This is a genomic window from Wenyingzhuangia sp. IMCC45467 (assembly GCF_054111205.1).
This window is the reverse complement of record NZ_CM134196.1, coordinates 1,062,748-1,081,900: the sequence shown is the minus strand read 5'-3', so window position 1 is coordinate 1,081,900 and position 19,153 is coordinate 1,062,748. Positions and strand designations below refer to the sequence as shown.

11 protein-coding genes, 6 tRNA genes and 1 pseudogene are annotated in these 19,153 nt (G+C 30.8%); 15 read left to right on the top strand and 3 right to left on the bottom strand.

The window, feature by feature from the left end; translation table 11 throughout:
* The first annotated feature begins 13 nt into the window (after window positions 1-13).
* From rmuC to ACXGQT_RS04545, 6 genes are all read left to right on the top strand, one after another.
* Window positions 14-1,438 carry a DNA recombination protein RmuC gene (rmuC, locus tag ACXGQT_RS04570; RefSeq protein ID WP_457830220.1) on the top strand — a complete coding sequence of 475 codons (1,425 nt, stop codon included), beginning with the start codon at window positions 14-16 and terminating at the stop codon, window positions 1,436-1,438.
* Window positions 1,439-1,555: 117 nt separating this feature from the next.
* A tRNA-Met gene (locus ACXGQT_RS04565) sits at window positions 1,556-1,629 on the top strand.
* Window positions 1,630-1,668: 39 nt separating this feature from the next.
* Window positions 1,669-1,741 (top strand) — tRNA-Gly (locus ACXGQT_RS04560).
* 34 nt (window positions 1,742-1,775) lie between these two features.
* Window positions 1,776-1,848, top strand: a tRNA-Gly gene (locus ACXGQT_RS04555).
* A gap of 32 nt (window positions 1,849-1,880) precedes the next feature.
* Window positions 1,881-1,953 (top strand) — tRNA-Gly (locus tag ACXGQT_RS04550).
* Between the two features lie 98 nt (window positions 1,954-2,051).
* Window positions 2,052-2,126, top strand: a tRNA-Pro gene (locus ACXGQT_RS04545).
* 649 nt (window positions 2,127-2,775) lie between these two features.
* On the opposite strand, the gene ACXGQT_RS04540 is transcribed toward ACXGQT_RS04545, so the two are convergent.
* Window positions 2,776-3,129 carry a gamma-glutamylcyclotransferase gene (locus ACXGQT_RS04540; protein ID WP_457830219.1) on the bottom strand — a complete coding sequence of 118 codons (354 nt, stop codon included), beginning with the start codon at window positions 3,127-3,129 and terminating at the stop codon, window positions 2,776-2,778.
* Window positions 3,130-3,167: 38 nt separating this feature from the next.
* Between ACXGQT_RS04540 and ACXGQT_RS04535 the strand changes: the two genes are divergently transcribed.
* From ACXGQT_RS04535 to ACXGQT_RS04500, 8 genes are all read left to right on the top strand, one after another.
* The gene (locus ACXGQT_RS04535) at window positions 3,168-3,944 is read left to right on the top strand and encodes an exonuclease domain-containing protein (protein WP_457830218.1); all 777 of its coding nucleotides are present in this window, start codon (window positions 3,168-3,170) and stop codon (window positions 3,942-3,944) included.
* Window positions 3,945-3,946: 2 nt separating this feature from the next.
* Window positions 3,947-4,432 carry an ABC transporter ATPase gene (locus ACXGQT_RS04530; protein WP_457830217.1) on the top strand — a complete coding sequence of 162 codons (486 nt, stop codon included), beginning with the start codon at window positions 3,947-3,949 and terminating at the stop codon, window positions 4,430-4,432.
* Window positions 4,433-4,444: 12 nt separating this feature from the next.
* Window positions 4,445-7,375 carry a glycoside hydrolase family 3 N-terminal domain-containing protein gene (locus ACXGQT_RS04525; protein ID WP_457830216.1) on the top strand — a complete coding sequence of 977 codons (2,931 nt, stop codon included), beginning with the start codon at window positions 4,445-4,447 and terminating at the stop codon, window positions 7,373-7,375.
* 340 nt (window positions 7,376-7,715) lie between these two features.
* Window positions 7,716-8,234, top strand: a complete 519-nt coding sequence (locus ACXGQT_RS04520; protein ID WP_457830215.1) for a hypothetical protein — start codon at window positions 7,716-7,718, stop codon at window positions 8,232-8,234.
* Window positions 8,235-8,446: 212 nt separating this feature from the next.
* Complete coding sequence (locus tag ACXGQT_RS04515; protein ID WP_457830214.1) at window positions 8,447-9,457, top strand: homocysteine S-methyltransferase family protein; 1,011 nt, start codon at window positions 8,447-8,449, stop codon at window positions 9,455-9,457.
* A gap of 52 nt (window positions 9,458-9,509) precedes the next feature.
* A complete protein-coding gene (metH, locus tag ACXGQT_RS04510; RefSeq protein ID WP_457830213.1) occupies window positions 9,510-12,206 on the top strand; it encodes a methionine synthase in 2,697 nt (898 codons plus the stop codon).
* Window positions 12,207-12,336: 130 nt separating this feature from the next.
* A complete protein-coding gene (gene trxA / locus ACXGQT_RS04505; protein ID WP_457830212.1) occupies window positions 12,337-12,654 on the top strand; it encodes a thioredoxin in 318 nt (105 codons plus the stop codon).
* A 172-nt stretch (window positions 12,655-12,826) separates the two neighbouring features.
* Window positions 12,827-12,900 (top strand) — tRNA-Asp (locus ACXGQT_RS04500).
* A gap of 121 nt (window positions 12,901-13,021) precedes the next feature.
* Here the strand turns inward: ACXGQT_RS04500 and ACXGQT_RS04495 are convergent.
* Together ACXGQT_RS04495 and ACXGQT_RS04490 are read right to left on the bottom strand one after the other, a co-directional pair.
* Window positions 13,022-13,975 (bottom strand): annotated as a pseudogene (locus ACXGQT_RS04495) (ISAon1 family transposase).
* Between the two features lie 19 nt (window positions 13,976-13,994).
* On the bottom strand, window positions 13,995-14,348 hold the full coding sequence (locus tag ACXGQT_RS04490) for an ISAon1 family transposase N-terminal region protein (protein ID WP_457830211.1): 354 nt from the start codon (window positions 14,346-14,348) through the stop codon (window positions 13,995-13,997).
* Between the two features lie 292 nt (window positions 14,349-14,640).
* Here ACXGQT_RS04490 and ACXGQT_RS04485 point away from each other — a divergent pair, with 292 nt between their 5' ends.
* Window positions 14,641-18,795 carry a hybrid sensor histidine kinase/response regulator transcription factor gene (locus tag ACXGQT_RS04485; RefSeq protein ID WP_457830210.1) on the top strand — a complete coding sequence of 1,385 codons (4,155 nt, stop codon included), beginning with the start codon at window positions 14,641-14,643 and terminating at the stop codon, window positions 18,793-18,795.
* Window positions 18,796-19,153: the final 358 nt, after the last annotated feature.

Here is a 19,153-nt window from a genome sequence, read left to right as displayed (position 1 = left end):
AAGACTCTTTTTTATGGAAATGATATACATGCTTTTATGCCTTTTAATAGGTGGATTAATTGGTTTTATAACCGCTAAAAAAATTAGTGGATTACAAGCTGAAAAAGATTTGGCATCTGGAAATGAACAAATCAATTTATTGCAAAAGGAAATAGAATATCAGCAAAATAATGCCAAAGAAAATATTCTTAGGTTAGAGCAATCTTTGTTAGAGAGTAAAAAAGAACAAGAAAAACTGATTGAAAATGCTAAAGCTGATTTGGAGCAACTTCGTCACCAAAAAGAAGAGCAGTTAACAGAATTATCTAAAGAAAAAGAAATATTAGCAGTTTCTTTAGAAAGAGCCAATGCCAAAACAGAAGAACTTTCTACAGATTTAAGAGAAAATAAAGCTGAAATAGAAAAGTTACAAGAGAAATTCACTAAAGAATTTGAAAATTTAGCGAATAAAATTTTAGAAGAAAAATCTAAAACCTTCTCAGATCAAAACCAAAAAAATATCAATGATATTTTAAAACCTCTTCAAGAAAAAATTCAGTCTTTTGAGAAAAAGGTGGAAGATACAAACAAAGAAGGGATAGAAAGAAATTCACGTTTAAGACAGCAAATAGAAAGTTTAAAGGACTTGAATAATAAAATGAGTAAAGATGCTGAAAACTTAACTAAGGCTTTAAAAGGAGATAGTAAGACCCAGGGAAACTGGGGAGAAATGATTTTAGAACGTGTTCTTGAAAAATCTGGTTTAGAAAAAGGAAGAGAATACGATTTAGAAAAAAGTTTTGACACCGACATGGAATCTAAAACTCGTTTAAGACCAGATGTCATTATCAACTTACCAGACAATCGTAAAATGATTGTAGATTCTAAAGTAACATTAACAGCTTATGAAAAACTAGTAAGTTCAGAGAATGAGTTAGAAAGAATTCAATACACCAAAGAGCATTTATTGTCTTTAAACAGGCATATAGAGCAACTAAGTGCTAAAAAATATTCTGAATTATATCAAATAGAATCTCCTGATTTTGTTTTGATGTTTATTCCAATAGAACCTGCATTTGCATTGGCTTTAGAGCAAGATAGTGAATTGTATAACAAAGCTTTTTCTAAAAATATTGTAATTGTTACTCCAAGTACTTTACTGGCAACACTGAGAACCATAGAGAGTATGTGGAAAAATGAAAAGCAACAAAGAAATGCATTAGAAATTGCCACACAGGCCACCCGTTTGTATGAACAATTTGTTTCTTTAACAGAAGAGTTAATTAAATTAGGAAAACAATTAAAAACTGTAGAAGGAACATATGACACAACAATGAAGAAGTTAACTGGAAGAGGAAACCTAATTGTGAAGGTAGAAAGTTTAAAAAAGTTAGGAATTAAGACAAATAGTAAAGAATTTAATCAAAAATTATTAGAAAGAGCTTCCGAAGATGCTTAGTGAAATTTTTTATTGAAGGCTAACAATTTGATATTAAATAAACTATAAAATTGCATAAAAAAAGTTAATTTTTTGTTTTGCTATAACAGAGTTATGCTTTATATTTGCATCCGCAATGGCGAGGTAGCTCAGTTGGTTAGAGCGTCGGATTCATAACCCGGAGGTCACGAGTTCAACTCTCGTTCTCGCTACAAGTTCTTTTATAAGATTATTACCAAATAAAAAAATAAGCGAAAGTAGCTCAGTTGGTAGAGCGTCAGCCTTCCAAGCTGAATGTCGCCGGTTCGAACCCGGTCTTTCGCTCAAATTTTTTATCTAATTAAATATATTTAATTATGCGAAAGTAGCTCAGTTGGTAGAGCGTCAGCCTTCCAAGCTGAATGTCGCCGGTTCGAACCCGGTCTTTCGCTCTAAGTTTATACTAAATAATATATTTAATTATGCGAAAGTAGCTCAGTTGGTAGAGCGTCAGCCTTCCAAGCTGAATGTCGCCGGTTCGAACCCGGTCTTTCGCTCAACGAACACCATTTATTTGGTGTTTTTTTTTAGATGACTATTCGGGGTCTAGCCTCTCGATATTACTCGAGATAAACTATACTACGAGTTAAATCATCGGGGTGTAGCGTAGCCCGGTCATCGCGCCTCGTTTGGGACGAGGAGGTCGCAGGTTCGAATCCTGCCACCCCGACAAAAAGCCTGTGATTTTTTCACAGGCTTTTTTTATTGGTTTTAGGTTTTTGGAGCCAAAAAAAGGGATCATGCCTAATAGTTGTGTTTAAGCAAAAATATTAGGAGTGATCCAATATCTACTTCTAGCTAATAATTTTTTCTAGTATCTCCATTATCAAAATTTTCAGGAATAAGTGCTATCTTTTTCTGTTTTACTAAATCTAAGTTATCGATTAAGAATTCAGGAAGTATAAGTTTTAAAAGGTTTATAGTAAGTTCTAATACCAATAAATTTAACCTCAAAATTAAACCTATTGTAATTCACACACAACTATTGAGATTGATTCCCATGATCCGTGATGGTGTGGGTATATTGTGTAAATTTAAAAAGCCTCAAGTTTCCTTGAGGCTTTTATGTATTGTGTAATACATTTGAGTTTTGTTACCGCTAAGTAACTTTTTTTGTTTAGTTGAATGATTTGTTGCTATGAATTCAACCAAACCCTTTTCTCTTAATAATTAAATCAAGATTGCTATGAAAAAGTTGTTGTTACTTCAAATTTACATCTATTGTCTTTTTCTAAGTTCTTATTTCGGTGAATGGTATGTATCTATCGGTGAGTGGTTGTTTTTTGACGTTAATTGGTAGTGTTTTGATCTGTTTAGGGCTAGGCTTTAATATAGACCCAGGCTTTTGTCTTAGAGTTTAAAAGAATTTCTATCCTTTTATATTCTTTTCCTTCGTAATCATCACAAATTAATATTTCTCTTTCGGTTAGTGTATAGCAAGTACCTTTAATTATTTCAGTCGATTTTTGATTAGATATTAAAATGGGGTAGGTGTTTTTTCCTAGTTTAATTTCTTTTTTATCAAACCCAGTAATAGAGTCTGCTGTACCTTTAAGTATTTTTTTAAACAAAGATTGTTGAGTGAGTGGATCTTGAATAGTTCCGTACGAAAATAGTTTATGCATTAATAAAACAATATAGGATTTAATACTTTTAAATATAAGTCTTTTCATTGAATTGTTTAAATTTACTATCCCTTATTAATTATCACATGAATTTAGAATTAAATAGACCTATTGTTTTCTTTGATTTGGAAACAACAGGTATTAACATAGCCTCAGATAGAATAGTAGAAATATCAATACTAAAAGTATTTCCTAATGGAAATAAAGAGAGTAAAACTTGGTTGGTAAACCCAGAAGTAGAAATTCCTAAAGGAGCTTCTGATATCCATGGTATTACTAATGAAAAAGTAATAAATGAACCTACTTTTAAAGAATTAGCTCCTAAGGTTTACGAATTGATTAAAGGTTGTGATTTGGCTGGTTTTAACTCTAATAGATTTGATATTCCTTTATTAGCCGAAGAAATGTTAAGAGCAGAGGTTGATTTTGATTTGACTAATATAAAGTTTGTAGATGTTCAAACTATTTTTCATAAAAAGGAACAAAGAACTTTAAGTGCAGGATATCAATTTTATTGTAATAAAGAATTAGAAGGAGCACATTCTGCAGAAGCAGACACCAATGCAACTTATGAAATTTTGTTAGCTCAAATAGAAAAATACGACGATATAGGTACAACTGTAAATAAATTGAGTGAGTTTTCTTCTCATCAAAAAAGAGCAGATTTTGCTGGTTTTATACAGTTTAATGATAATGATGTGGAAATTTTTACGTTTGGTAAATATAAAAACCGAACAGTTTTAGAGGTTTTGACAGAAAATCCAGGCTATTATAATTGGATTATGAATGCAGATTTTCCATTATACACAAAAAAGGTTTTGACTAATATTAGATTAAAATCATTAAATACTAAATTGAAATAATTATGTACGTTCCTTATAATACTATTCCAGATACTGCTCGTGTTTGGATTTATCAATCTAACAGAAAATTTAATCAGCAGGAAAAAGAAAAAATAAGTGAAATGACTACAGAGTTTGTAGAGCAATGGACAAGACATGGCGAAAACGTAAGAGGTAGTTTTACTATTTTATACGATCAGTTTTTAATTATTGCTGTAGATCAGAGTTTTGTGGAGGTTTCAGGTTGTTCTATTGATGCTTCTGTAAAATTGGTGCAACAAATTCAAGTACAGTTTCAAGTAGATATGCTTAATAAATTATCTATTGCTTATAAAGAAAACGATGAAATTAAAATAACACCTATGTCCAATTTTTCGCAAATGGCAAAATCTGGAACGGTAAATGCAAGTATTATTGTGTTTAACAATATGGTTAACTCTAAAAAAGGAGTAGATACTTTATGGGAAGTACCTGCTTTACAAAGTTGGCATGCTCGTTTTTTTAATTAGACCTCACTTTTTATGAAATACATTATTTTATTGCTTTTTTCTTTGAGTGTTACTTTATTTTCTCAGCATTCAAAGGAAATACTTGTTTCTAAACCTTTAGTAGCTCAAGATAGTTTGGCTCAAAAAAAATGGGTTGATAGTCTTTTGTTTAATATGACTTTAGATGAAAAAATAGGACAATTGTTTATGGTGCAAGCATATTCTAATAAAGATGTTAAGCATCAACAAGAAATTATCAATTTGATTGAAAAACATCATATTGGTGGCTTAATATTTATGCAAGGAAGTCCGGAAAAGCAAATTAATTTGTATAATGATTATCAATCTAAAAGTAAAATTCCTTTACTAATTGGTTTTGATGGTGAATGGGGATTGTCTATGCGTATAAAGCCGTCATTTGCTTACCCTTGGAATATGACCTTAGGAGCAATACAAAATGATTCACTTATTTATAAAGTAGGACAACAAATAGGATTGCATTGTAAAGAGGTGGGAGTTCATATTAATTTTGCACCTGTAGTTGATATCAATACAAATCCTAAAAACCCAATTATAGGAAATAGATCTTTTGGAGAGGATAGAGAAAATGTAACACAAAAATCCATTGCTTTTGTAAAGGGAATGCAAAGTGTTGGGGTATTGGCAAACGCTAAGCACTTTCCAGGTCATGGTGATACAGAGGCAGATTCACATAAAACTTTACCTGTTGTAAATTTTGATATCAATCGTTTAGACAGTATTGAGTTGTATCCTTATAAGCAATTGGCTGCATCTAACTTAGCAAGTGTAATGGTCGCTCATTTAGATGTTCCTGCGTTAAAAACAGAAAAAGGAAGACCAACATCAATATCAAAAAAAGTAATTACAGGTTTATTAAAAAATAAAATAGGGTTTAAGGGGTTGGTGTTTACCGATGCTTTAAATATGAAAGGAGTTGCTAATTATACGTCTGCAGATAGTGTGGCTTTAGAAGCTTTAAAGGCAGGAAACGATATGCTGTTAATTCCTGTTGATGTTGAAAAGGGTATTGCAACCATTCATAATGCTATAGATAATGGTTTGGTTTCTGAAAAGAGATTAGATAGTTCTGTAGTTAAAGTTTTACAAGCTAAATATTGGGCAGGTTTAAGCAAATTGGAGTTGTTAAAAACTACGGGGGTTCAAACAAGGATACATACTTTACAAGATGATTTGTTGTTTAAAAAAACAGCAGAAAATGCTATTACTTTGGTTAAGAATGTTGATAGTTTATTGCCATTTAAAAGATTAGATACTTTAAAAATAGCATCAGTTTCTTTAGGAGAAGAAAGTAGTGTTGAATTTGTACAAACTTTAGGTAAATACAAAGAAATTTCTGTTATTAAAGGTGTGTCTAGCAATAATTTTAAAAACAAATTAAAGGGCTATAATACGGTAATTATAGGAATACATAAGTCTGATGCCAATCCATGGAAATCATACACTCTATCTAATAATGATATAAATTTAATTAATGAAATAGCCAAGACTAAAAAAGTAATCCTAACAATTTTTGCTAGTCCATATACATTGTTAAAATTAAATGGATTTAAAAATATATCTAATGTAGTAGTGGCCTATCAAAACAATGATATTTTTCAATCTGTAGCGGCTCAACAAATTTTTGGAGCTTTACCATTTTTAGGAATATTACCTGTCTCGGTATCAAAAAAACACAAAGTAGGAACTGGAGTTATAACCAAATCAATAAAGAGATTACAATATGGAGTGCCTGCAGAGGTTGGTATGGATGTTTTAAAACTTTCAAAAATTGACTCTATAGCCAATCTTGTTGTGTCTAAAAAAATGAGTCCGGGTTTACAGGTTTTAGTTGCTAAAAACAATAAAGTAGTCTTTCAAAAATCATATGGGTATTATACTTATAACAAACATCAAAAAGTAAATAATAACTCTATGTATGATTTGGCATCGCTAACTAAAATACTAGGAGCCTTTCCATTGTATATAAAAGCTTTTGAAGAAGGTGTTTATCATTTAGATGATACTTTAGGAGATTTGTTGCCTATGTATAAAGATAGTCCGTTGGGTAATTTATTAGTGATAGATATGTTTGCACATCAATCAGGTTTAAAAGCCTGGCTTCCTTTTTATTTAAAGACTTTAGATAGTGTGTCTCATCAACCAATGACAAAATGGTATCATACGGAAAAAGGGGGTGGGTATAATGTTAAAGTAGCAGAAAATTTGTTTTTAAAAGATGAGTATATAGACAGTGTTTATCAAACAATAAAAACAACACCTTTAAGGGATAAAAGGGATTACTTGTATAGTGGTTTGCCTTTTTTGTTGTTTAAAAAAGTGCTAGAAAATTATTACGATAAGCCTATGGACGAATTATTGAGTAATAATTTCACAAATTTTTTGGGAGCAGATAAATTATTATATACACCATTAAAAAAGTATTTAAAAGATAGTATTGTACCGTCTGAAGAAGATAGTTATTATCGAAATCAAAAATTACAAGGTAATGTTCACGATATGGCTGCGGCTATGTTTGGCGGAGTTACGGGTAATGCAGGGCTTTTTGGTAATGCAAATGATGTTGCTAAAATGATGCAGTTATACTTAAACAAAGGTGAGTATGGTGGAAAAAGATTTTTTAAGTCTAATACGTTCGATAACTTCAATAAATCATATTTTAGAAATAGAAACAATAGAAGAGCGTTAATATTAGATAAACCTTCTTTAGATTCAAATATTCTTAATACTTGTAACTGTGTTTCGGAGCAAAGTTTTGGTCATAGTGGTTTTACAGGGACTTTTGCTTGGGCAGATCCTAAAACAGAGTTGGTTTATGTATTTCTTTCTAATAGAACATATCCTAGTATGGATAATAATTTATTGGGAAAAAAAGATATCAGAACTAAGATACAACAACTAATACAAACAGCTATTATAGAGTAGTTTAGCTTTTTTTTCTCTACAAAAGTAATTTTCCTGATATATGTTGCTATAAATTTTTTCTTTTTGCTTATGTAAAACATTACATAAGCAAAAAAAGTACTTGTATTGTCTTTGTGTTTTAAAATAAAAACATGTTAATTGCTTGTTAATCAGTTGTGTGCGGGGTGTTTTTTAACAGGTTTTGTGAAAGAAAACTTATTAGATAGAATAATTTTCTTATATTAACATATATTATTAACCTATTAATTAACCTCATTGTTTCATTTTTAAATAGAAGATATATATGTAAACAAAATAAAAATTATTCATTAATGGAATAATGAACTAAATCTTTAATGCTATGAAGATACGTTTGTTGTTGTTAATTGTAATGTGTGTTGCTTCATTACAATTGTTTGCTCAGAAAGAAGGAATTTTTCAAGTTTCTTTGGATCCAACTATGTTGGTAAATGGACCTTACGCTGACAGTGAAAAAGGTGCTTTGAACTTTTTAATTAAAGCCTCTAGAGGTAATTCTAAAAATGAATTAGGATTGTATTTAGAAAGATTTCAAGCCATGGATTACACTAGTGCAGGGGTATTGTATAACTATAAGATGAATCTCGCTAAAGTTTCATCAATGTTAAACAATATGATTGGTCTAATTGGGTTAGATGCGGGATATATTAGAAGAGATTTGGCTAAAACGTCAGATGCTTTTACTACATCATTAAACGCAGAATTGAGGTATTTAGTAAGTCAAAGTTTTGGATTAAATTTGACTTCTAATTACAGAATGAGAGGAGATCTTGTAGATCTGTATGATGACAAAACTCCTTTTATTTTTAGTGGTTATGTAGGATTGTTTTATATTTTATAAAATAATTACCCCTTAAAAAGAATTCCTTTATTAAACGCTTGTTGCTAAAGTGTTTTGTAAAGGAATTTTTTTGTTGAATAAAAAGACTTTTATGTTGTTAAAACTTAATTTGTTAACCTTTCTTTACTTAAAGCTATAAACCTTATATTTGCAAATCGGTAATAAGGGGTAAGTTTTATAACAATTTACGACCCAAAAGCCAAAGAAATTATATGGCAAATATTAGAGAAGAACTTAAGAAAAGAATTTTAGTATTAGATGGTGCTATGGGTACCATGATTCAACAATATAAATTCACTGAAGAAGACTATAGAGGTACACAATTTAAAGATTGGCATGTTTCTGTAAAAGGAAATAATGATATGTTGTCTATTACTCAACCTTCGGCTATTAAAGAAATTCATGCAAAGTATTTTGAAGCTGGAGCAGATATTGCAGAAACCAATACGTTTTCTAGTACAACTATTGCAATGGCAGATTATGAAATGGAAGATCATGTATATCAATTAAATTACGAGTCTGCAAAAATAGCAAAAGAGGTAGCTGATGAATTTACAGCAAAAGAACCACACAAACCTCGTTTTGTAGCAGGTTCTATAGGACCAACAAACAGAACTTTAAGCATGTCTCCAGATGTAAATGATCCAGGATATAGAGCTGTAACTTTTGACGAGTTACGTGTTGCTTATAAACAACAAACAGAAGCTTTAATTGATGGAGGAGTAGACGTTCTTTTGGTAGAAACAGTTTTTGATACATTAAATGCAAAAGCAGCTTTATATGCCATTGAAGAGGTAAAAGAGGAAAGAGGTATTGATGTACCAGTTATGTTAAGTGGAACTATTACAGATGCATCAGGTAGAACTTTATCTGGACAAACAGCCGAAGCTTTTTTAATATCAGTATCTCACATTCCATTATTAAGTGTAGGTTTAAATTGTGCCTTAGGAGCAGATGCTCTAGTTCCTCATTTAGAAGCTATTGCAAGTAATACAGAATATGGAGTTTCTGCACATCCAAATGCAGGTTTACCAAATGCTTTTGGAGAGTACGATGAAACCCCATCGCAAATGGCAAGTCAAATTCAAGGATATTTAGATAAGAATTTAATCAATATTATTGGAGGTTGTTGTGGTACAACACCAGCACACATTAAAGCTATTGCCGATATTGCGGCCAAAGCGGAGCCTAGAAAAGTTGCAGAGCAACTTTGTACTAAATAAATAGTAATTAGTTATAATATTGAGACTCAGTACTCAATACTAAGCGAAAGTAATGAGCGAAATTAAACAAACAAAATATATGAAATTATCTGGATTAGAGCCTTTGGTTTTAGGTCCAGATATGAATTTTATCAACGTTGGAGAAAGAACAAATGTAGCAGGTTCTCGTAAGTTCTTAAGGCTTATTAAAGAAGAAAAGTTTGATGAGGCTTTAGCGATTGCACTTCACCAAGTAGAAGGAGGAGCTCAAATTATCGACATCAATATGGATGATGGTTTGATTGATGGTAAAGAATCTATGGTTAAGTTTTTAAACTTAATTATGGCTGAGCCAGATATTGCTCGTGTACCCATTATGATAGACTCTTCTAAATGGGAGATTATTGAAGCTGGTTTACAAGTGGTGCAAGGGAAATGTGTGGTTAATTCCATCTCCTTAAAAGAAGGAGAAGACGTTTTTAAAGAACACGTTCGTAAATTGAAAATGTATGGAGCTGCTGTTATTGTAATGGCCTTTGATGAGGTAGGACAGGCAGATAATTACCAACGTAGAATTGAAATCGCTGAGCGTTCATACCGTATTATGGTAGATGAATGTGGCTTTCCATCAGAAGATATTATTTTCGATTTAAACATATTCCCCGTAGCAACAGGAATGGAGGAGCATAGAAGAAATGCTATCGATTTTATTGAAGCTACACATTGGGTACGTACCAATTTAACAAATGCAAGTGTAAGTGGAGGAGTTAGTAACGTATCTTTCTCTTTTAGAGGAAACAATCCAGTACGTGAAGCCATGCATTCGGTTTTCTTGTATTATGCCATCAAAAAAGGAATGAACATGGGGATTGTAAACCCTGCCATGTTAGAGGTGTATGATGATATTCCTAAAGATTTATTAGAGCATGTAGAAGATGTAATTTTAGACAGACGTGATGATGCTACAGAACGTTTGTTAGATTTTGCTGAAAATTTTAAAGGAGAAAAGAAAACAGAAGCTCAAACCTTAGCGTGGAGAGAATTGCCTTTACAAGAAAGAATTACACACGGATTGGTAAAAGGAATAGATCAATTTATAGTAGAAGATGTAGAAGAAGCTCGTTTACAAGTAGCCAAACCCTTAGAAGTAATTGAAGGTCATTTAATGATTGGAATGGGAGTAGTTGGAGATTTGTTTGGTGAAGGAAAAATGTTTTTGCCTCAGGTAGTAAAATCTGCTCGTGTTATGAAAAGAGCAGTAGCCCATTTAATGCCATTTATAGAAGCTACCAAAGATGCCGATAGCCCTCCACAAGGAAAAGTATTACTAGCCACTGTAAAAGGAGATGTACATGATATTGGAAAAAATATTGTAGGTGTTGTTTTGGCATGTAATAACTATGCTATTGTAGATTTAGGAGTAATGGTACCGCCAGAAAAAATATTACAAACTGCTATAGATGAAAAAGTAGATATTATTGGTTTAAGTGGTTTAATCACACCTTCTTTAGATGAAATGGTTCACATAGCTAAAGAAATGAAACGTTTAAATTTTACCATTCCATTGTTAATTGGTGGAGCAACAACATCCAAGGCACATACAGCGGTTAAAATTGCTCCTGAATACAATGGAGGAGTAGTACACGTTTTAGATGCTTCTAGGTCAGTTCCAGTAACCAGTACTTTAATAGGAGAGGATAAAAACATCTCTCAAGCTTTTAAAGATAAAACCTACGCTGAATATGATAAAGTTCGTGATGGATTTTTAAACAGAGCACGTAAAAAAGTATACTTGCCTTTAGAAGAAGCAAGAGCTAATAAATATCAGTTAAATTTTACCAAAGAAACAGTGTATACACCTAATCATTTGGGGGTAAAAGTAATTGATAATATGCCTTTGGAGGAATTGTTACCTTTTGTAGATTGGACACCATTTTTTCAATCATGGGAATTACATGGGAAGTATCCGGCTATTTTAAATGATGAAATTGTAGGGAAACAAGCAACAGATTTGTTTGCCGATGCTCAAGAAATGTTAGACAAAATTATTAAAGAAAAATGGTTTGTTGCCAAAGCAGTTTATGGAGTTTTTCCTGCAAATTCAGTAAATCATGATGATATAGAAATATACAATGCCAAAGATACTTCTAAGGTGTTGCAAACCATGTTAACTTTACGTCAGCAGTCTAAAAAAGCCAAAGGAAAACCAAATTTAGCTTTGGCTGATTATATTGCACCTAAAGAATCTGGATTGCAAGATTATATAGGAGGATTTTGTGTAACAGCAGGTTTTGGAGTGGAAGAAAAAGCAGAAGAATATAAGCAAAATTTAGATGATTACAATAGTATTATGGTAAAAGCCCTGGCTGACCGATTTGCTGAAGCCTTTGCAGAATACTTGCATGATAAGGTAAGAAAACAAGATTGGGGCTATGCCAAAGGAGAAGATCTATCTAACGAAGAATTGATAAAAGAATCTTATCAAGGTATACGTCCTGCACCAGGATACCCATCTTGTCCAGACCATACAGAAAAAACACAATTATGGGAGCTTTTAAGCGTTAAAGAAAACATAGGAGTGGAGTTGACTGATAGTTTAGCAATGTTCCCTACAGCATCGGTTTCTGGTCATTATTTTGCACATAAAGATGCTCGTTATTTTGGACTGGGTAAAATAACCAAAGAACAAGTGCACGATTTTGCCAATAGAAGAGGATTGAGCAATGCAGAAGCAGAACGTTGGTTAAGTCCAAACATGGCAGAAGAGTAAAATCTTGTAAGTATCGAATAGATTGATAGACATATAAGCAAAAGCAATTATAGAAAACTTTGATTAGTTGAATAATTGTATATTTTTGTGGATATAAAAAGTAGAATAAAAACATTAAAAAAAATAAATTATGGCATTAGAAATTACAGATGCAACGTTTGAGGAAGTAGTATTAAAATCAGATAAGCCTGTATTGGTTGACTTTTGGGCAGCTTGGTGTGGTCCATGTAGAATGGTAGCTCCAATTATAGACGAGTTAACAGAGGAGTATGATGGTAAAGCAGTAATTGGTAAAGTTGATGTTGATGCAAACCAAGAATTTGCAGCAAAATATGGAGTACGTAACATTCCTACAGTATTAGTATTTAAAGGAGGAGAAGTAGTAGATAAGCAAGTAGGAGTAGCACCTAAAGCTACCTATGCATCTAAAATTGATGCAGCTATCTAAGATTGTCCTAATTTTACACATAAAAAAAGATTACCTTAGGTAATCTTTTTTTATGTGTAAAATTCTGATAATTAATAATCTAAGGTTTTAGTGGTGAAAAAAATAAAAAAAAGCTTATAAACCCTTTGCATAACTGTGATTAAGTTGTATATTTGCCACCGCTAACAGCAACGGTCTGGTAGTTCAGCTGGTTAGAATACCTGCCTGTCACGCAGGGGGTCGCGGGTTCGAGTCCCGTCCAGACCGCAAGAGAAAAGTTAATCTCTTACAAAACCTTATAAACCTTATGTTTATAAGGTTTTTTTGTGCGTGAATATTTCATATAAAATCAAAGTATTTTATATAGGATCATGCCTAATAGTTGTGTTTAGGCAAAAATATTGGTCAATCTAAAGAGGAGGAATTCTATTTTTTTCACCCCTCTGAACTGTGCTCTAAACGCTTTGATTTTGGCATTGAAAGATTCAGCAGAAGCATTAGTACTTCTGTTATTAAAGTAATTCAATATGGATCAATAGTTTGTATAGATTGTATTTGTTACTGTATTAAAAGCCTTAAACCCTGATTTTTCTACTTGATTATACCACTGTGCTAACCTTGTGTATGCAATTTTTATTGATTTAGCTTGGTTGAATATATTTCTGAGTCTTTGCACTAAGTCAAACGCTTTTTTGATATCGGGGTATTGTTGGAAAAGAATTTTACTTCTGAAGTATTGATTTTGTGTCCAATTTGAAGGAGCTTTGTAGAGCAAATATCTACTTCTAGCGAGTAGTTGTTTTCTAGTATCTCCATTTTCAAAAGTTTCAGGAATAAAGGCTATATTTTTCTGTTTTGCTAGTTTTATAGAGTTGTTTTCCCTGTCAATAGCTTCCCATCTATGTTTGATTCTAATATCTTGAAGAGCTTCTAATGCTAGTTTTTGTACATGAAATCTGTCGGTTACTTGTGTGGCTTTTGGAAAACAAACTTTGGCAATTGTTTTCATAGAATTAGCCATATCTAATGTGATTTCTTTGACTTTGTTTCTAGTTTTAGAAGGAATTTTAAGGAGTTGTTCAATGATAGGTTCTACTTTAGTTCCAGTGCATATAGCTACAATACTCCCTTTTTTACCTTTTGCTTTTTTGTTAGTGATAATGGTGTATAATTCCCCTTTAGATAGTGCTGTCTCATCAACAGAGAGGTATTTACCTATATTCTCAGGATATATTAGGTATTGTTTAGCATTCGTTTTTTGTTTCCACAGTTTAAACTCACTTAAATAGTCTCTGTATTGTCTTTGTAGTTTTTTACCATTAAGATTATAAAATCCGGCTATAGTATGACAATCACTGGCTTTAGTGTCTATTAATTTCTTTTAAAAAAGTTGCGAATTCGTTGGTCATACGAGTTCCCTTAGTTATTAGATTCCAGTCTCTTTGTAGAATTTGATTGTTATTTTTATTTAACCATCTTCTACGTTTGATATGTAGGTAAACTGTATTCCCTCTAATAGGAAAGTCTTGTACAGTTATTTGTTTGTGAAAACCATGCGCAATGATTATTAGGCTCTCAAACTCTTTAGGAGTTGTTATTTTCTCTTCAAAATATAGATGAAGTGTTTCTTTCTCTTTAGTGTGCTTTACTAAATCGAAGTTGTCTATTAAGAATTCAGGAAGTATAAGTTTTAAAAGGTCTAATGTAAGTTCCAATACCAATAAATTTAAACATCAAAATTAAACCTATTGTAATTCAAACACAACTTTTGATATTGATCCGTATTTAGATTATGAACAAAGCACAAATTATTATAATATAAATGTTTTTTGAACACTTGTGTGTAAAGAGTTATATTTGCTTTAGTAATATATATTAATCCTCATATATAAATTCAAAATTTAAACAATAATTTTTCTAGGCGTTATATAGTCTTGTCCTATTAAACATTACGTATAGTAAATAAAAAAATCAATTAAAATGGTACCTGTTTCTTTATATAAAAAAATGCAAATTGTTTTTTTTACATTATTATACCTTGTTTGTAATGTAAAATTATATTCACAAAATTCAAATCTTAAGTTTGATAATTTTGATACTTCTGAAGGGATTTCGAGTAGTACTTGTATTGAAATTTTTCAAGATAGTGAAGGTTTTATGTGGTTTGGAACCATAGATGGTTTAAATAGATATGACGGTTATAATTTTGAAGTATATAGACCTGTTTTAAATGATGAAAACTCTTTAAGTAATAACCGTATAAATTCTGTTACGGAAGATAATATGGGGGTGTTATGGATTGGTACGAGCAATGGTTTAAATATTTTTGATAAAAAACAGGAGAAATTTTATAGACTATCGCTTCATAATCAATCTACAAATGTGGTAGATCAAAGTGAAATTATCAACGATGTTTATTATGATGAAATTTCAAACAACATATGGATTGCTACAAAAAATGGTGTTTTTAAATTTAACTCAAGTGAGGTAAAGCCACCGTATGAACAAAATTTTAAATTCTCTCATTATACAAATCTAAAACAAGATACATTAACATTAGATAATAATGATGTTACAGCAATTATTAAAGATAAAGAGAATAAAATATGGGCAATTACAGAGGGAAATAATTTGAATTTATATAATTCGTCTAAAGATGTTTTTGAGAGACAATTAATAGATGTGCCAAATACTTTTGAATTAAATCACATTCCTAAAGTGGTAATGGTTGATAATGATGGGGATTTTTGGATAGGAAACAACTTGTCTAGATTGGTTTTTTGGGATAGAAATAAGAATGTTTTCAAAGAGGTTTCTGCTGTAAAAGCAAATATTTCTATTTTTCATATTTATCAAGATAAGAAAGGATTAATTTGGATAGCTACTGATGGAGATGGAATATATCTTTTTGATAAAAAAAAGGGATTGTTAAAGCACATCGTTCACAATCAGTTTAATGAATTTTCATTACCAAATAATCAACCATCTAAGATACTAGAAGATAAAGAAGGTGTTTTTTGGATTGCTACTTATAATAAAGGAATTAGTAAGTTGGTGATGTCTAAATCTGCTTTTGGTCATTATTTTTATGGATCAGATAATAAAAATGGATTAAGTGCTAAAAGAGCACAAGCTGTTTTACAAGATAGTGAGGGTAGAATATGGATTGGAACTGATGGTGGTGGATTAAATTTGTTTCATGAAAAATCAAACTCTTACAAATATTATAAAGCAAACCCTAAAGATATACATTCATTAAGTTCTGATAAAATTGTTTATTTATCAGAAAGTTTTGATAAATCGATATGGGTGTGTACTTGGGATGGTGGGTTGAATAAATTTGATCCAAAAACAGGTAAAGTAGAACAATTTAAGTACAATGCAAATAATCCATATTCAATAGGTCAAAATACGGTTTGGTGTACTGTAGAAGATGATAAAAATAGATTATGGCTAGGTACACAGTCCGAAGGGTTAAATATGTTTGATCCTAAAACAAAAAGATTCTATACCTATAAAAATGTAAAAGATGAAAAACACACTTTAATAAGTAATTTGGTTTTTTCCAATTTTGTAGACTCTAAAAATCGTTTATTAATTGGTACTTCATTAGGCTTATGTGTAGTAGATTTAAATAAGTTGGATGGATATATACCAGAAAAAATTGAATTTATAGAACTCAAAGAGAAGCCTATACAAGGGAAAAGGGTTAATTATATAGCCGAAGATACCAGTGGTGGTATATGGATAGGTACAGGTGTAGCTTTACATCATTTAGATGAGAATTTAAAGTTGATAAAATCTTATTCTACGTTAGATGGACTTCCTAATAATTTAGTATTAGGGATCAAACAAAGTGATAAAAACAATTTGTGGATTACGACCAAAGGAGGACTTTCAAAATTAGACATCTCAAAAGGTGAATTTTACAACTATACAGTTCAGGACGGTGTCCAAGGAAAGGAGTTTCAAAGTAAATCTATAGCGAAGTTAAAAGATGGAAGAATATTGGCAGGAGGAATTAATGGTTTTAATTTATTTAACCCTGAAGATATTATTGAAAAAGCTACACCGTTAAAGCCTATTATTACAAAATTTAAGTTATTTAATGAAGTAATAAATGCGGGTGATAAAGTGAATGATAGAGTAATTTTAGAAGAATCCATTTCAAATACTAAATTTCTAGAATTAGAATATGATGAAGGTTACTTGTCTTTTAAATTTGTAGCGTTTCATTATCAAAACCCCAATAGTGTACAATATGTATACAGAATGAAAGGTCTTCATGATGATTTTATAAAAGCAGGAGTCAATAGAGAAGCGAACTATTCAAGCTTACCCCCAGGAGATTATGAGTTTCAAGTAAAAGCTTCGGTAAATGGAAATTTTGAAGAGGCAGATATTACTTCTATAAGAGTTAGTGTTTTATCTCCTCCCTGGCAAACATGGTGGGCATATATTGTTTATGTGCTGTTATTTTTTGGTGTGTTTAGAATTGGAGTACACTATTATACTAAATTTATAAAAGAAGAAAAAGATCGAGAACTGGATCAGTTAAAACTCCGTTTTTTTATTAATGTATCTCATGAACTAAGAACACCATTAACATTAATACTAAATCCTGTTGATAAAATTTTATCAGCATTTAACAATCCAGAGGTAGTAAAAGAATCAGCTTTAACTCTTCAAAGAAGTTCTAGAAGGTTGTTGTTTTTGGTAAATCAATTGCTAGATTTTAGGAAAATGGATTTACATAAAACACCTTTAAATTTAGTTAAAAGTGATTATGTCTTTTTCACAAAAGATATACTAGATTTATTTAATGATTTAGCAAAGACAAAAAAAATAAAGTTAGAGTATCAATCTTCTGAAGAGTTATTACCTGCTGTTTTTGATGTTGATAATATTGAGAAAATTATAACAAACTTACTGTCTAACGCTGTTAAGTTTACGGGGGTTGGCGGAGTTGTAAAATTAACCTTATCTAAAGTTGTACATACAAATAAAAAATATACAAAAGCAGATTTTGTTAAAATTGAAATAAAAGATACTGGAATAGGTTTTAAACCAGAACAACTAAAGAATGTGTTTGGAAGATTTGTTAATCCAGGTGATACCAAAGTTGGAATGGGAATAGGTCTTAATATCACTAAAGGTCTAGTAGAGTTACATGACGGAGAAATAGAGGTTCAAAGTAAATTTAAACAAGGTACTACTTTTACAATTTTGTTACCATTGATTCCTAAAATGGCAAAGGATCAAAATATAGAAGAAAGCACAAATAATGAAAAAGAGTATGACTCTAATGTTATTAAGTCTACAGAGTATGAAATTGCAATTTCAAGTGGTGAAAATGAAGTTGATATAAGTTCATCCTTAGAAGTGTCACAAGCACAGAAACCTTTAATTTTAATTGTAGAAGATAATAATGAATTGCGTAAGCATTTAAAAAATGAACTTAAAAACTCATATAGAGTTATAGAAGCTGTAAACGGGGTTGATGGTATGGAAAAAATAAACAAACACTACCCAGATATTGTTATTAGTGATATTATGATGCCAGAAATGGATGGCTTTGAGTTTTGTAGACAAGTAAAAAGTAATATAGATGTATGTCATATTCCTATTATACTCTTAACAGCAAGAAATTTAGATGAAGATAGAATTGTTGGTTATCAAACTGGAGCCGATGCCTATATTCCTAAGCCGTACAAAACAAGTGTATTAAAAGCTAGAGTTAAAAATCTTTTAGAAACTAAAAAAAGATTAAGAGATAAGTTTAGTGCACTTACAGGTTTATTACCATCTAGTGAGGTTACATCCAATTCTTTAGATGAAGCTTTTTTAGATAAAACAACCAAAGCTGTATTAGAAAATATAGATGATATTGATTTTAAGTTAGAAGATCTTATTACTACTATTGGAGTGGGAAGATCTTGGTTTTATAGAAAAATAAACGCCTTAACCAATCAAACTCCTAGTAATTTTATTAGAACGATTAGATTAAAATACGCAGCAGAGTTATTAATCAATAATAGTTACTCAATAAAAGAGGTGTCTCATATGTCTGGTTTTAATTCTACAGCATATTTTAGTAAAACTTTTAAAGATTTATATGGATTAACACCAACTGAGTATGTAGATACTCATAAGATAAATTAGAATTCTATACAAGAATTAAATTTTTTAAAGAGCATGGGTATTTTGTTACTCATGCTCTTTTTATATAAATTATAGGTCGTTATTATCTCTATTATGTTATTGTGATGTTTATTGTTTTACTGTTTAAAATATAGTAATTTCACTACAAACCCTTTGTTTTACTGAGGATGTTTCGGTTTTTTTATGCAATGAAATTTTATTGATTGATTTTGAAATTTTATTTATATCCATTTTTCTGTTTTCTGATTAACATTGAAGTCTGAATTGTTGACTTATTTATATTATTGAGTTTTTATTAATAAAAATATGATTATTTAAATCTAAAATTTATTAAATATTCAGTTTTTCAATAATTCTA